This is a genomic window from Luteolibacter sp. (genome assembly GCF_058122085.1).
The window spans coordinates 60,444-74,812 of sequence record NZ_JBIKBQ010000002.1 but is presented as its reverse complement, the minus strand read 5'-3'; the positions used below and the strand labels follow the sequence as shown (position 1 = coordinate 74,812).

The window sequence follows — 14,369 nt, the reverse complement described above, 5'->3', positions numbered from 1 at the left end:
GCGTCCAGGGCTTCATCCGTTCCGGCGAGGCCGCCCTGAACCGGCTGCGCCGCGATGTCTTCGCACACCTGGTGAAACTGCCGGTGCCGTTCTATCAAGAGCAACGCTCCGGCGCCCTCAGCAACCGCGTCTCCGCCGACCTCGGCATCGTCCGCGACACCCTGCTCAACGCCGTCCCCCAAGCCGTGCGCCACACCGTCATCCTCATCGGTGGTCTGATTTTCATCTTCGTCGCCTCGTGGAAACTCTCGCTGATCATGCTCGGCAGCGTGCCGGTGGTGGTGCTCGCCATCGCGTTCTTCGGGAGGAAAGTCCGCGGCTTTTCCCGCGACGCTCAGGACTCGCTGGCCGAGGCCGGCACCGTCATCGAGGAAACCACGCAGTCCATCGCCGACGTGAAAGCCTTCGGCAACGAGGACTTCGAATCCCGCCGCTACGACCGCGCGCTGGATTCGTTTTTCGCCGTCACCCTGCGCGGAGCCCGCCACCGCGCCGCGTTCCTGTCCTTCATCATCTTCGCGCTCTTCGGCACCATCGCCTTCGTCACCTGGTATGGCTCGCGGATGTATGCCCATGGCGAAATCGGCTGGACGAACTTCGCCGCCTTCATCCTCTTCTCGATCTTCGTCGGCGCTTCGTTAGGCTCGTTCCCGGAAATCATCTCCCAGTTCCAGCAGACCGCCGGTGCCACCGACCGCCTCCGCGAGATTCTCGACACTCCCACCGAGCGCGTCAGCGGCGACACGGGCATCACCCTGAAAGGCTCGCTCGCCTTCAACCGCGTCAACTTCCGTTATTCCTCGCGCCCCGACGTGCAGGTCCTCCACGACATCGATTTCCAAGTCCGGCCCGGCCAGCGCATCGCGTTGGTCGGTCCCTCCGGCGCGGGGAAGTCCACCATCTTCTCGCTCATTCTCGGCTTCAACCACCCCGAGTCCGGCCGCATTCTGTTTGACGACGTCAACGCCGCGGAAATCAGCCTGCCCTGCCTGCGCGCGCAGATGGCGGTCGTCCCGCAGGAAGTCATGCTTTTCGGCGGCACGATTTTGGAAAACATCGAGTATGGAAATCCCGGCGCCAGTCGCGAGGACATCGCCCGCATCGCGGAAATGGCCAACGCCCACGAGTTCATCAGCGCTCTGCCGGAAGGTTACGACACCGTCGTCGGCCCGCGCGGCACCAAGCTTTCCGGCGGCCAGCGCCAGCGCATCGCCATCGCCCGCGCCATCCTCGCCAACCCGCGCATCCTGCTTTTGGACGAAGCCACCTCCGCCCTCGATTCCGAGAGCGAGCGCCTCGTCAACGAAGCGCTCGAACGCGCGATGGCCGGTCGCACCAGCCTGGTCATCGCCCACCGCCTGTCCACCGTCAGGCACGCGGACAACATCCTCGTCTTCAACCACGGCAAGATTGTGGAAAGCGGCACGCACGAAGAACTCATCGCGCGCGGCGGGACTTACAAGCTGCTGGTGGAGACGCAACTGGTGTGAGCCAAGGTGTCCCGGCTGTCTCAGCCGGATTCAGAGCCTCGGCAACCGGCTGAGACAGCCGGCACACTTCAGAGGATTTCCTTCACGAAGGATTCCTTGTTGAAAATCGAGAACGCCTCCGGCTCCTCGCCGGTGCCGAGGAAGCGCGGCGGGATGCCGAGCTGGTCGTGGATGGTCACCGCGATGCCGCCTTTTCCCGAGCCGTCGAGCTTGGTGACGATGAGGCCGTCGAGCGGGCTGGCCTTGTGGAACTCTTTCGCCTGGTTGAGCGCGTTAGAACCGGTGGTGGCGTCCACGACCAGCAGCGTGAGATGCGGCGCGGTCTCGTCCTGCTTGGCGAGCGTGCGTCGGATTTTCCCGAGCTCTTCCATCAGGTTGTGGCGGGTGTGGATGCGGCCGGCGGTGTCGCAGATGAGGAACTGCGTTTTGTCGGCGATGGCTTTCTGATGGGCGTGGAAACAGACGGACGACGGGTCGGCGTTGGGATTTCCCTTCACGACGGGGAGCTTCAGCCGCTCGCCCCAGCGCTGGAGTTGTTCGACGGCGGCGGCGCGGAAGGTGTCTGCGGCGGCGAGGATCACGGAATGGCCGCGCTGATGGAGCCAGAGTCCGAGCTTGGCCGAGGAGGTGGTCTTGCCGGTGCCGTTCACGCCGACGACGAGGATCACGAACGGTTTGCCATCGGCCCGCGGCGCGGGTGGCGGGAGGTTTTCCGGCAGGCGCTTGGCAATCTGGCGGCGGGTGGTTTCCACGACGTCTTCGGAGGAAACCTCGCGGCCGAGATTGCGGAGCTCGTCGATGATCGAGGTGCTCATGCGGACTCCGAGGTCGGAGCTGATGAGGTCGGCTTCGAGGTCGTCCCAATCGATTTCCGCGCGATTGGTGATCTTGTTGAGTAGGGATTTGAAAAAGCCAGCCATGGGTGCGCGGCGAGACTAGCCGCGGGAAGTGGCGGGTCAATGGCATTGACCGGGCAAGCCGGACCTATTCCAGACTGCGGCGGTGCTGCGCCTCCACCATCGCGGCCTGCGCGGTGCTGATGCCGTTGGCCGCGGCGTGATCGTGCCACCGGGCGACCGCGTCGATCACCCGGTCGATGATTTCGCCCGGATTTCTCACATCATGCCCGGTTCCCAGCTTCATGAAATCCTTGCGGGTGATTTGGGAGGCCTTGCCATTCACCCGTCCGGCGCGGAAGCCGGATGCTAGCGGATAGGATGCCAGCGTCAGGTCGAACGCGGGGGAGAGAGACCATTGCCCCGCGGCATCCATCAGAAACGCGTGGTTCCGCCCGTGGTCGTCATCGTTGCCCGCGACCACGTTGAACACCGCCCGCCGGAACAATTCCTCCACGCAGCGGTGATCGCTTGTCAGTGTGCGACCGATTTCCATCAAATCCCGGTAATCCAGCCCGTCCCGCAGCGGGGTGTGGGTCAGCCCGGAATAGGAATGCAAATGTAAGCGCTCCCCACCCCGGTCACGGTCAAACCGGCGGCTGAGGAAATGGCAGCCGCCCGCCGCCTCCCACAAGCGGGTTTCCGGCACATCGATGCCAGCCGCGCGGGCCATCTCCGCATAGGCCGCTTCGATCCGCCCTTCTTGCAGCACCGGTTCGGTATCGAACTTGACCAGCCACGCGCCAAATCCGGCCGCCGGCGGATCATCCAGCCGCAGTTCGGAAAAATCTTCGGAAATCGCCAGCAGTGCCTTGGGCTGCGCGCCGCCCGGTGACATGCCGCCGCGCAGCAGGGCTGCCAGCGCCTCGCCGGACTCGCCGCGAAGCTCCTTGCGGGCCGCTTCCACCAATTCCCCGAGCTCAGCCACCATGCCGTCGTTGAAATCCATCTCGTCCGCAGACGGCAGAAATGCCAGCGCGCCCATTTTCCGGTTCCCTTGGCAGGCGAGTTTCCGCAGCGCCGTCACCCGGTTCCAAGGAATGCCCCGCGCCTCGAAATGCCGCTGCATCAGGCGCTCGCCCCACCAATCGGGCAGCACATCCTGAAACAGTCCGTGCAGTTCGCCGAAACCCGGTGTCGGCGTGCTCACCGCGCCATGCGTCGAGTTGGGCAAATAGACCGGCGACAGTTCGCGTCCGCCACCCCGCCACCCGGCGTCATACTCGAAAAACACCACCCCGCGCCCGTCCTGATAAAGTCTGCCGATCCTCGCCTCGTCTTGCCCGCTCCAATGCACTTCAAGTTCCATCGCCGTCTCCTTTCCGTTTGCGGCGCGGCGCGCGCTGACGTTCGCCGCGTTTCACCGCCTCGATCGATTCCATCGCCGCCGGTCGCGCGAACAAGTCCCGGAATTCCCCGTCCAGTCCCAGCGCCACCGCGATCCGCACCAAGCGCTGGAATGAACCCTGGCCCTTGGTTTCAAACAATTTCAGCGTGGAAAGAGCCACTCCCGAACGCTCCGCCAGTTCTTCCTGGGTCCAGCCTTTGGTCAGACGAAATCCACGCAAGCGTTGCCCGATTTCGCGGACAAGGGCGACGGGATTCCGCTGGGTAAAAGTTGTTATCTTGTCCACTGAAGAAAAATAAACCAATAAAGACAAATTTCCAACCTTTGTTTTCAAAAGCACCTCCATGAGCGTGGAGAGAAGTGTCTCCTCTTGCGTCTTGTGTCTTCAGGTCTTCTGTCTTTGTCTTTCTCCCCGATGCCAAAGATCCGCGTGCTCTCCGACATTCTCGCCAGCCAGGTGGCGGCGGGCGAGGTGGTCGAGCGCCCGGCTTCGGTGGTCAAGGAATTGGTGGAGAACAGCATCGACGCCGGGGCGCGGGAAATCCGCGTGGACATCGATCGCGGCGGTTCGGCGTTGATCCGGGTGAGCGACGACGGCTGCGGGATGTCGCGCGAGGACGCGCTGCTCTCGCTGGAACGCCACGCGACGAGCAAGCTGAGGACGGCCGGGGACTTGGCGGCGATCATGACGCTGGGCTTCCGCGGGGAGGCGGTGCCGAGCATCGCCAGCGTGTCGCGGTTCCGGCTGGTGACGCGGGAGACGGACTCGGTTTCGGGCACGGAAATCGTGGTGGACGGCGGGAAAGTCCGCGACGTGCGGGACGCCGGTTGCGCGCCGGGGACGGTGATCGAGGCGAAGGCGCTTTTTTACAACATGCCAGCGCGGCGGAAATTTCTGCGGGCGGAAACGACCGAGGCGGCGCACGTCGAGCACCAGTTGCGGCTGCACGCGCTGGCCGCGCCGAACGTGCGGTTTCGCCTGCGGCGGGATGATCGCGAGGTGTTTGATCTGCCGCCGGCGGCGAAGGCGGTGGACCGGGTGCGGCAGTTGCTGGGCACAGATTTGTCGCGGGAGCTGCTCGCGCTGCCACTGACGCATGGCAACGGGATTTCCGTGCAAGGCTACGTGCTGCCCGCCAGCCACGCGCGGAAGGGGAGGCGGCACCAGTTCGTGTTCCTCAACGGCCGACCGGTCGAGGACGCGGTGATTTCGCGGGCGCTGGCGGAAGGATTCCGCGGCGCGATTTCGGACGGAATGTATCCGGCGGCGTGGCTGTGGATCGATCTGGAGCCGACATTGGTGGATGTGAACGTCCATCCGGCGAAGCGCGAGGTGCGGTTCCACCGGCCGGTGGACGTGCGGGACGCGATTTTGGAGGCGGTGGCTTTCGGTTTGCGGCCGCCCGCGCCGGTGCTGCCGCCGCGGATCGAGCGGGCTGCGGTGATTCCGGTTTTTTCCCATGACGACGCGGTGGAGATCGCGTCGGTGGCGGCTGTTTTTCACGCGCCACAGCCGGTTTTGCCGGAGCTGGTGGTGGAAACAACTCCGCCGCCAGTTGCCGGGGGAGCGCCGGATTTCCGGCTGATCGGGATGCTGCATCAGCGGTTCGTGCTGCTGGAAAGCGGGGACGGGCTGGTGCTTTTCGACCCCAAAGCGGCGAAGGAACGGATTTATTTTGAAAAACTCCTCAACCACGGCGACGGGGTTTTGGAGACGCAGGGTTTGCTCGTGCCGGTCCTGCTGGAGCTCGATCCGCGGGATCTGGATCTCGTCCTGCGCGAGCGGATGGCCTTGCAGGAGGCCGGCATCGAGGTCGAGGCGTTCGGCGGGAACACGCTGCAAATCCACAGTTTGCCCGCCTGTCTGCCAGTGGACGACCCGCGGCCGTTTCTCGGGGCCTTGATGGACGAGCTGCTCCACGATCCGGCTCCGGGCGCGAGATTCGCCATCGACCGTCTGGCGAGGGTGTTGGCGAAAAAGGCAGCGGCCCCGGTGATTCCGAAACTGGCCGAGACCGTGCCGCTGCTCGCGGAGCTTTTCGCCTGTGAGCTGCCTTATTGCGCGGCCGACGGCCGGCCGACGCTCACGGAATTCAGCATGAAGGAGCTGGACCGCCGTTTCGGGAACGGCAGGCCTAATTAGCGGCGACGCTTGAACGCGAAGGTTAGCACCGAGAGGGTCATTCCGTCGTGCTTGGTCCGCCGGAGCGCCTGACTAACCTGATCGCGTAAAAAAACAACCTTCGGATCCGTTCAATATTTGTAAAAATTAGTTGGATTCTCCAGTCGTTTGGGCTAAGAAAAGGCCGCGACAGCGCCGGTTTTCGGCCAAAACAGCCTCCGAGACGGATCGGAAGAGCTCCCGGTTGAGTGGGGAGCATGGCTTAAATTCCTTTTTAGGTATAAGGAAAAACTGACATGACAGCAAAATTTTCGATCCGTTCAAAAATCGTTAAAGTTTTCTCTTGTTAAGTTTCATTAAAATTTTATGGTCTCGGCAATCCATCGAGAACTTCAACCCATCCTTTGGAAGACATGAAAAACTTGTGGATCACAACCGGAATTGCCAGCGCAAACCTGATCGGGTCCACCGCTGCAGCCCGCTTGTCGGAGCGCTTGTCGAAGGTCCATGAAAGTTTCCTCGAAGAGCGCCGCGCGGTTCTGCCTTCGCTCAGCGATCCATTCGGAGTGCCGGCCGCGGCGCGGGTGGTGATCGAGCAGTCGCGGGATTCGTTCCGTGCCGCTTCCCCGTGGAAGCGCAACGTGACCGCCACCGTGTTCTGGGTGGGCGAGCTGCCGACCGAGAACAATCCGACTCCCAACACGATGAGTGCGTGGGACCAGAATTGGCAGGCGAATTTCGGCGGCTATGACCAACCGGACCGCCGCGAAGGCTACCTGCCCGCGGAATTCATCCCGGCGCTCAATCCATTTTACATCGCCCTGCCTTACAATGATGTCGCCAAAGGCGGCGTGCACCGGCCCGAGGCGTCGGAGGTGATTCCCTGGTTCTGGGAAAGCTACCGCGGCGACGGGATTTCCGTTTGTAAAGGCCGCTGGGTCGCCATTCACCACGAAGGGAAAGTCTGCTTCGCCCAGTGGGAGGATGTCGGCCCGTTCGAGGTCGACCACTGGCAATACGTTTTCGGCAAGGAATCGGCCCGCCCCAACCGCAATCAAGCGGCGGGCATCGATCTGAGCCCCGCCGTCCGCGATTTCCTGAACCTCCGCAGCGGAGCCACCGTCGAGTGGCGCTTCGCGGACGACCAGGAAGTGCCGCGGGGACCCTGGAAAAACTGGTCCCGCGAGCCTGCCTTGCCGCAGCGCTGAAAAAATCACCCCGCCTGACAACTGCTGTTCAACACCTAACCCCGATCCACGCGACCTCACCCGTCGTTTGAACCGGAACCACACCACTCTTTCTGAGTCGCTACCGTCCCAGTAGCGCCTCAGGCGACCCGGATCGGGATTCTGTCCCGAATCGGCTGGGTTCATCGAGAATCTCTCGCTGACCCCAGCCCTTGCCCGATCCGGGCCGCTCGTCTCTCAAATGCTGTCCCGCTTTTGAGGTCCCAGACGGAAGGGTTTCTCCAGACATCCCACCCTTACAACCAGCCATGAAAACCAGCCAACTGGCCGCCCTTACGGCCGCTCTCATCGCCGCAGGCACTTTTGTGTCGACACGCGCCCAAGCGCAAACGACTCCGACGATTCCCGTCGGAACCCTGACGGCCTTTCCGACCATCGTCCAGACCGGCACCAAGCCGACGTTGACCTGGAGTATCAGCTATCCGTCGGTCGTTCAGGAATTCGTGACGATCACGCCTCCGGGCACCGTGACTCCCAAAGAGAATCTCCAATGCGACGTCCGCATTCTAGGATTGGGAGTTACCTCCCAGGGTTCCAACGGATCAATCACCTACTACCGAACACGTGGACGGTGGAGGTATGGCACCTCGACTAACTGGGGGACGATCTATGACGGCAAGCAGACCGACACCATCGTCCAGCAACAGGGGTTGGTGGCAACCAATGTTTCGGTCAGCAAGAACAACCCAATGAACTTCGCCGGGCAGTATTACAACTCGAGTTGGCAGACTGAATACACTTCGATGAGCGGCACCAACGTGCGTGCCCTCGTCAGCGGCCAAACCTGTCCAGGTAATATTCCCGACTACAACGCGCCGTCTTTAGAGAGCTTTCTGAAGCCCTATTTGGACTCCCAGAAAAAGGTCAAAATCGGCCCGATGGACGTCATCATCATCATGGAGCTGACCCACACGAATCAGTCGGACATCGGCTACGACCTTCAGGACCTTGTGATGCTTGTCACCTTCCGCAAACCCTGACCCATGAAAATCCATCGATTCATTGTAGGTTTGGGAATTGCCGTTCTTGCGTTGCCGTCTGGCATGGCCTCCGCCGATCAACCGGTTCTGCAGGAGGCGATGAGTCAGGAACAGCTCATCCTTGCGCGGCGCAAAGCGGATCAATCGGATCCCATGAGCAGCATGCCGGCCGTCAAGGGGGAGGATCCATCCGTGGTCAACCGCCCGCCCAGCATTCTTGAAACCTCCGATATCATCTCCTTCGGAAAATTCGCCACGCTGATCCCCAAGCGGGCGATCATCCAGATCCCAAAAAACGTGGCGGATCGCATCCGGCTGGAGCCCGGCGCGACCATCCAGAGCTGGAGCGAATTCTACGCAGCCAACCGCGGCTGGATCACCACGGTGGAAGTCAGCCGCGTGCAGGCGGAGGGCAATGAGCCGCTCGCCGAAGAGACCAAGCGACAGTTGTCCAAATGCGGCAATCTCGTGGTCGCCACCTACCTCGGCGGGCCGATTTCCCTGCTGCCTTTGAAAGAGCCTGAAGTGAAAACCGCTGGAACAACGAAACCATGAAAACCTCTCTTTTCCGCCTCGTCACCTTGAGCGTCCTAGGTTGCTCCGGTGCCTTCGCCCAGACTTACACCAATTTCATCCGGCAGACCCAGATGCCTTCCGGCGTGAGCTGGGACGCTTCCGATTCAGTGGCCGCCGCAGGTTCCCAGTTCTCGACCCTTGCCATCAATCCCGGTGGTGCCCGTTTCGACCTGGTCACCATCAAGTCCTCGCCGCTGACCGAATATGCGCTGGATAGTTGTTACGTCGGAACCTACGTGCCGGTCGCACAGGTGATCATCGACACCGAGGACACCTACGGCAAGGACCTGACCGCGACGGGTCCCGTTCCCGTCAACCTTCCGGCGAAACTCCGCCGCACCCGGGCGGACCGGCCGTTCACGGTCTATGTCACGATCAGCGGATTGCTGAGCGGGGCGACCGATCCGGATGCCTCGAAAAGCGTCAACCTCCTGCGCCACGTCCAGTCATACGGCACTGGCGTCGGAATCGGCCTGGACCGCACGCAGGCAACGCTCAAGTCCCAGACGTCGATCACCGCCAACGGCGTCCAGACCTTGACCTACGCGTTGACGGGCATTGCCGGAGCCAACCTCAAGAAGCTCCGGGGCGAAGAGCGGTTCTCGGTATTTTCAATCGCGGACTATCAGGCCCCGTCGTCGCAGCTAGGCACGAACTTCATCCAGGTGTGGCCGATCGCCGATGGCACGATTTCAGGCATTGCCCAGGACCAGCTCGTCCGCTTCGCGATGCCGTCGCTCACCCTCACCTACAACGACATCTATCCGGGATCCACGGTTTACGCCCAGGTTTACAAGGGCGAGCGGGTTGCAGGAAAAGTCGGCACCGTCCTTCCCGGCTCGCTGAAGGTGAACACGGGATCCGAGCCTCTCACCGAGCTGCTCACACCGACCAATTTCGACCCGGTGTTCAACACCGACGGCCGTTGGACCATCGAACTGGTCACGTCGGTCCCTTTCGGAACTGGAACCGAATACATGAAGACCGCCTCGGATCAGGCCGCTTACGTCACTTTCACGATCGACCGCACGATCGAAATGAACGGGACATTCACCACCATCGAGTGATGTTAGGGAGTCTTCAGCTCCTTCAGCAACTCGTTCCTGAAGTTGTCATTTCGATAGATCAGCGAAAACCTCGCTTCCTTGGATTTCCGCAACAAATCCTCCACCTCGGTGAAAGCCAGCAGGAGGAACAAGCCCTTCACTGGCTCCCGATGAAACGATTGAGTCCGAGTCACGAACTGGTCCGCCACCTTCCGTTGTTGTTGGTTGGTCAGCAGCGCGCCGTGCTCCAGGGCGGTTTGTTTGCGCAACGCGTCGAACCTCGATTCCATCAGATCGGCGGAAGCCTCCGGATCGAAGTAGTGGACGGTCAGCTCGTAAAGCTTGCCGGTGAGGAAGCGCCCCTCCACGGCCGCCGCCTGGGTTTCGGGCAAAAACCCCTTTTTCGGCTCGATTTTCACCACCCGCATTGCGGGTTGATCTCCGGGCAGGGAAATGGTGATATCCAGCGAATGTCGAGTTGCCCATGCAATCAATTTTTCCGGAGAATCGCCCCAGCGCAGTCCGTAGGGCGGCTCCAGCACAGCTTGCGCCATCGCCTGTCCGGCGGCCAGCCAGAGAATGCCGGTGCCGAATGCCCATCTGCGGAAACGCCTGCCCATGGCGGGAGTTTTAGGAGTTTCCGCCCGCTCCGCAAGGCGCGATCGCTCCGCCGCGGCTTTGTTTTGATCGAGGCGATGGTCTCGCTCTCCATCCTCACGGTGCTCGGACTCGTCCTGCTCAAGCTCTCGCTCAACATCCTCTCGCCGCGCCAATGGATGCTCCGCCAAACGGTGTCGGACGCCTACATGACTTACGAACGGTCCTTCGCCGAGCGGATCCCTTTCGAAAACCTGCTGGCCAACGACTCGCCCTGGCCCGCCTATCCGGCGACTTCCACCACGGCGGTCGCGATCGGCCGTCTTCCCGGCGGCACCGTGCTCGCAGGAAACGTCGTGCGCACCCGCATCCCCGACACCGGGAACTACCCGATCGATGGCGGCACGGGCACCGTGGCGACCAACCCGGCCGCCATGAAGGTCTGGAAAGCCCAAAGCGTGCTGACCTACAAGGTCGGCACCATGACCTACGCGAAATCCCGAACCGTCCTGCGCTCCCAATGAAATCCCGCTTTCCACGCCTGCGCCGGGGCTTCACCCTGATCGAGTTGTCGATCGCCATGATGCTGGGTCTGGCGACGGGCACCATGCTGCTCGCCTTGTTCAACCAGCAGCTCGCGTTCCTGAAACTCTACAAGTCCCAGAACTTCCTGACCGACGAGGCGCCGATCATCAGCACTTACGTGAGCCGCCTGGTGGGAAAGGCCGACCGCTTCCGTCTGCATGACACGGTGGCGGACGCGCTCTCGGGCACCAACGCCCGCCTGACCGCCTCGCCGGTGGTGGTTTTGAACTTCCGTCAGCCGGACGGGACGATGCGGGCGACCATCCTATCCTTCGAAAACCGGGGCACCGGCAACGCGCTTTACTATTACGTGGTCCCCGTCAGCGGGGTGCTGGGCACTCCGCAGTGGGCGGTGAGCAAGTCACCGAGGAACGTCTCGTTCGCAATGGAGAATGGAATTCTCCGGATGACCCTCACTGGACCTAACGGCGAAGAGATCACCTACTCCGGAACCATGCAGCAATGAAAACCTCTCCTTCCAGCAAGCGGCAAGCCGGCTACGTCTCCTTCCTCATGGTCCTCTCCACCGGGGCGATTCTCACGCTGCTGACGATCTACGCCTACCGCAGCGCCATGGCCTCCCACGCGGTCACTTCCCAGGTCCAGCTGCGGGTCGATTACAGCGAGAAGGAGGAGGCGATTCTCCGCGCGATCGTCGCGATCACCCCGAACCGCGCGATCCGCGCGATGCAGTCGGGCTCGAGCGCGAACGCGACCGTCAGCGACCCGCTACGCTGGCAGAACATTTTCACGGAATCCCTGGTTCTGGCGAATGCAGGGACATCCATTTCCAGCAACCTTAAGAACTCCTTGAGTATCGCGAATCTCAATAGCGCGAACTCGGGGGACTCCACCTTGAGCTCCCCCAGCAAGATATTCGCCGCGATCCCGTCGGATACGGGATACGTCTCGGCGGGAATCAACCGCAGCCTCGGCACCGGCTATCCCGCGCCGCTGAGCTCGAACGATTCCACCACCAACACCCGCGATACGACCTATCCGATCATCTCGAGTCAAAAAATTTACAACAGCCTAGCCCAGGCCGACGTCGGGCTCTCGGTCTCGTCCTATCCGAATTTCAACCTCGTCAGATATCCGCAGATCAACTTTGGCTACGCGAAGCCGGGCGACTATTTCGTGGCCAAGCGGAACTGGTGGGCGTTCTCGGTGGACGTGGCCGGCAACGATAGCGATAAAACCTATCTCGCGCGAAACAAACGGAACTTCGTGCTCTCGATTTACGAAATCCCCTCGCAGCTGGCCATCTCCGCGTCCTCCTTCATGTCCCTCGGCCAATACGCCTCGGGCAGCGCCTGGCAGAATGTCACCATCGACGGCGGCGTCTTCGCCGGAAAAGCCGAGGTGCTCGGCACCACCGCGATCAACGCGCTCGCAAGCCGGCGGGGAATGACCTTGTCCAGCGGCACCACCGTCGGCGGGCAGAGCTTCACGAACAGCCCGTTCACGCCCGGGGTCCGGGAGTCCTATCAAGTCACGTCGGGCGCCTTTTTCCCGGTATCCCTGGCCTCCGAGAGCGGTCGCTCCGCCTTCATCCCGATCAATCGCGGGGCGGAGTTCTTCGACCGGTTTTCCCAAACCACCGAATCCAACGTGTTGTCCACCACCAGCTGGAACAACTATTCCATCGGCGCGTTGCAATGCGCGATGCGGCTGGACATCACCGGGGTCGTGAGTGCCACCGACCCGACGCCGACAATGCTGCGTTTCTCCTACTATCAGACCAACGGCACCCGCGCTTCCGTGAACATGCCGCTCACCGCGGCCACCCAGACAACCCTGCCGCCGGGCTACGTCAAGATATGTGAAGAGGATCAAAGCTATACTTTCGCCACTCCGGTGGACGTAGCCTACGGAGTAAGCGGTGGCTTCACCTTCCGGCAGGGTCTTTCCGGGACGATCGCTTTTAACAACAACACCTTTGGCGACCCCAAGGTGGGAGATTGGAAATACGGCTACTGGCGGCCGCGGGGGCCTTCGGAAATCAAGACGCTCGCCAGCGGGCAGCGGTGCGTCACCATCTATCCGGAGCGAATCCCCGCCTTGCTCACGTCGATGGGCGCCGCCGGCCCTGCGATTAACAACTCGCTGGTCGTCAACGTGGACTATTCATCGACCGGGCTCAACAACGCCGCCAAATACAAGCCGTATATTCCCTGCACCGACACCGACTACGGCGTGATCCTCAGGGAGTGCGGCAACCTCGCGCCGTTCACCAAAGGCTTCTCGCTCGTCACCAACCTGCGGCTCTTCATCGGCGACGATTTCAACACCACCGCCATCACCGCCCCCTCCGGCTACACGCCGCCCGTCACCGCCGCCAATCCCACCGGCAGTTATTTCCCGCCTTGCTCGCTGTTCTCTCCGGAGAAGCGCTACGGAGTCGATGTGAATCCCTTCGCCGTCGATCTCCGCGGACAGATCGGATCGCTCGCCAGCGACACGGTCAGCACCGCCGTCCGCCCGCTGGATTCGAAAAACCTCAGCGGCATCGCGATCGATCCCAGCCAAATCACCGTCAACCTGAGCCCGATCACCCACCCGGCGCAATTGCCGCCGATCACGATGATGAACTGGCTGGTCGTCCTCGAAGAACGCCGCAAGGAGTTCGTCAGCTACTGAGCGAAACTCAAGGAGTGTGGGCGTCTCGCCCACATTCTTGATGCGCGATTCAGGCGGTGGGCGAGACGCCCACGCTCCTTGAGGCTCACTCCTCGACGTAGAGAATCCGCCCGCAATCCTCGCACTGGGCGATTTCCTTGCCGGTCTGCACCTTCATCACCGTGGAGGCGATGAGCTTCATGTGGCAACCCTCGCACTTGCCGTCGCGCAGTGGTGCGATCGCGAGGCCGTCCTTGGTTTTCATGAGCCTGTTATAAAGCGGGATGACGCTCTCGGGCACGTTGGCCAGCAGCTTCTCGCGCTCGGCGAGGATTTCGAGGCGGTCCGCCTCCATCCGCGCGTGGCGCGTGGCGATCGAGGCGAGGTCCTCGTCCACCAGCTTGCGGGTGTGGGCGAGCGCGGCCTCGGCCGCTTTTTGGGCGGCGCGGAACCGGTCCACCTCGTCCATCGCTTCGAGTTCCTGGGTTTCGAAATCGTCCAGATCCTTTTCGTAGCGCGTGATTTCATGGCCGAGCGCCACGAACTCCTCGTTCTTGCGGGTTTCGAATTGCTGCAATTTCAGCCGCTTGATCGTCGTCCGCCGGGTCTCGGCATCAAGCTCGATTTTTTTCACCCGCAGCTCGCAGTCGAGCAGCGCGTGGTGGGCTTTCGCCAGGGCGGCCTCGTCGCCGGCCAGCTTCGCCTTCGCCCGGGCCTCGTCCTGGGGGAGTTTTGCCAGATCCTTGGCCAAGGCCAAAAGGCGGCGGTCACGGTCTTGGAGAATCAACAGCGCGCGAACTTCATCTTGCATGCGCTTTGGGTAAACGGCCCGGCCCGCCACGGCAAGGATTGCTTGCGGCGAA

14 protein-coding genes are annotated in these 14,369 nt (G+C 62.1%); 9 read left to right on the top strand and 5 right to left on the bottom strand.

All coding sequences use genetic code 11. The features are described 5' to 3' along the window. Positions 1 to 1,490, top strand: a 1,490-nt coding sequence (locus AC4DF4_RS00775) for an ABC transporter ATP-binding protein (protein ID WP_490046196.1), incomplete at its 5' end; no start/stop codon positions are given. 68 nt (positions 1,491 to 1,558) lie between these two features. Here the strand turns inward: AC4DF4_RS00775 and ftsY are convergent. From ftsY to AC4DF4_RS00760, 3 genes are all read right to left on the bottom strand, one after another. Next, positions 1,559 to 2,410, bottom strand: coding sequence for a signal recognition particle-docking protein FtsY (gene ftsY, locus AC4DF4_RS00770; protein ID WP_490046195.1), 852 nt, complete (start codon positions 2,408 to 2,410; stop codon positions 1,559 to 1,561). A gap of 64 nt (positions 2,411 to 2,474) precedes the next feature. Further along, positions 2,475 to 3,695 (bottom strand): type II toxin-antitoxin system HipA family toxin, encoded by a 1,221-nt coding sequence (locus AC4DF4_RS00765; protein WP_490046194.1) that lies wholly within the window; start codon positions 3,693 to 3,695, stop codon positions 2,475 to 2,477. Then, positions 3,685 to 4,020 carry a helix-turn-helix domain-containing protein gene (locus tag AC4DF4_RS00760; RefSeq protein ID WP_490046193.1) on the bottom strand — a complete coding sequence of 112 codons (336 nt, stop codon included), beginning with the start codon at positions 4,018 to 4,020 and terminating at the stop codon, positions 3,685 to 3,687. The genes AC4DF4_RS00765 and AC4DF4_RS00760 overlap by 11 nt, the downstream gene beginning before the upstream one ends. 129 nt (positions 4,021 to 4,149) lie before the next feature. Between AC4DF4_RS00760 and mutL the strand changes: the two genes are divergently transcribed. The 5 genes from mutL (at position 4,150) to AC4DF4_RS00735 (ending at position 9,726) form a co-directional block, all read left to right on the top strand. Next, entirely contained in the window at positions 4,150 to 5,877 is a 1,728-nt protein-coding gene (gene mutL, locus AC4DF4_RS00755) for a DNA mismatch repair endonuclease MutL (protein WP_490046192.1), read from the top strand. Positions 5,878 to 6,269: 392 nt separating this feature from the next. Then, positions 6,270 to 7,064, top strand: a complete 795-nt coding sequence (locus AC4DF4_RS00750) for a hypothetical protein (protein WP_490046191.1) — start codon at positions 6,270 to 6,272, stop codon at positions 7,062 to 7,064. Between the two features lie 287 nt (positions 7,065 to 7,351). After that, entirely contained in the window at positions 7,352 to 8,083 is a 732-nt protein-coding gene (locus tag AC4DF4_RS00745; RefSeq protein ID WP_490046190.1) for a hypothetical protein, read from the top strand. A 153-nt stretch (positions 8,084 to 8,236) separates the two neighbouring features. After that, on the top strand, positions 8,237 to 8,638 hold the full coding sequence (locus AC4DF4_RS00740; protein ID WP_490046189.1) for a hypothetical protein: 402 nt from the start codon (positions 8,237 to 8,239) through the stop codon (positions 8,636 to 8,638). Beyond that, complete coding sequence (locus AC4DF4_RS00735) at positions 8,635 to 9,726, top strand: hypothetical protein (protein ID WP_490046188.1); 1,092 nt, start codon at positions 8,635 to 8,637, stop codon at positions 9,724 to 9,726. The genes AC4DF4_RS00740 and AC4DF4_RS00735 overlap by 4 nt, the downstream gene beginning before the upstream one ends. 2 nt (positions 9,727 to 9,728) lie before the next feature. Here AC4DF4_RS00735 and AC4DF4_RS00730 read toward each other — a convergent pair whose 3' ends face one another. Continuing rightward, positions 9,729 to 10,325: a hypothetical protein gene (locus AC4DF4_RS00730; protein ID WP_490046187.1), complete on the bottom strand. Its 597-nt coding sequence runs from the start codon at positions 10,323 to 10,325 to the stop codon at positions 9,729 to 9,731. A 75-nt stretch (positions 10,326 to 10,400) separates the two neighbouring features. On the opposite strand from AC4DF4_RS00730, the gene AC4DF4_RS00725 reads away from it, so the two are divergent. Genes AC4DF4_RS00725 through AC4DF4_RS00715 form a run of 3 tightly spaced genes read left to right on the top strand, consistent with a single transcriptional unit; the run spans position 10,401 to position 13,527 of the window. After that, the gene (locus AC4DF4_RS00725; RefSeq protein WP_490046186.1) at positions 10,401 to 10,826 is read left to right on the top strand and encodes a hypothetical protein; all 426 of its coding nucleotides are present in this window, start codon (positions 10,401 to 10,403) and stop codon (positions 10,824 to 10,826) included. Then, positions 10,823 to 11,353, top strand: a complete 531-nt coding sequence (locus AC4DF4_RS00720) for a prepilin-type N-terminal cleavage/methylation domain-containing protein (protein ID WP_490046185.1) — start codon at positions 10,823 to 10,825, stop codon at positions 11,351 to 11,353. Before AC4DF4_RS00725 ends, AC4DF4_RS00720 begins: the two co-directional genes overlap by 4 nt. Next, positions 11,350 to 13,527, top strand: coding sequence for a hypothetical protein (locus AC4DF4_RS00715; RefSeq protein ID WP_490046184.1), 2,178 nt, complete (start codon positions 11,350 to 11,352; stop codon positions 13,525 to 13,527). Before AC4DF4_RS00720 ends, AC4DF4_RS00715 begins: the two co-directional genes overlap by 4 nt. Before the next feature lie 85 nt (positions 13,528 to 13,612). Here the strand turns inward: AC4DF4_RS00715 and AC4DF4_RS00710 are convergent, their stop codons facing one another. Beyond that, positions 13,613 to 14,317, bottom strand: a complete 705-nt coding sequence (locus AC4DF4_RS00710) for a zinc ribbon domain-containing protein (protein WP_490046183.1) — start codon at positions 14,315 to 14,317, stop codon at positions 13,613 to 13,615. Positions 14,318 to 14,369: the final 52 nt, after the last annotated feature.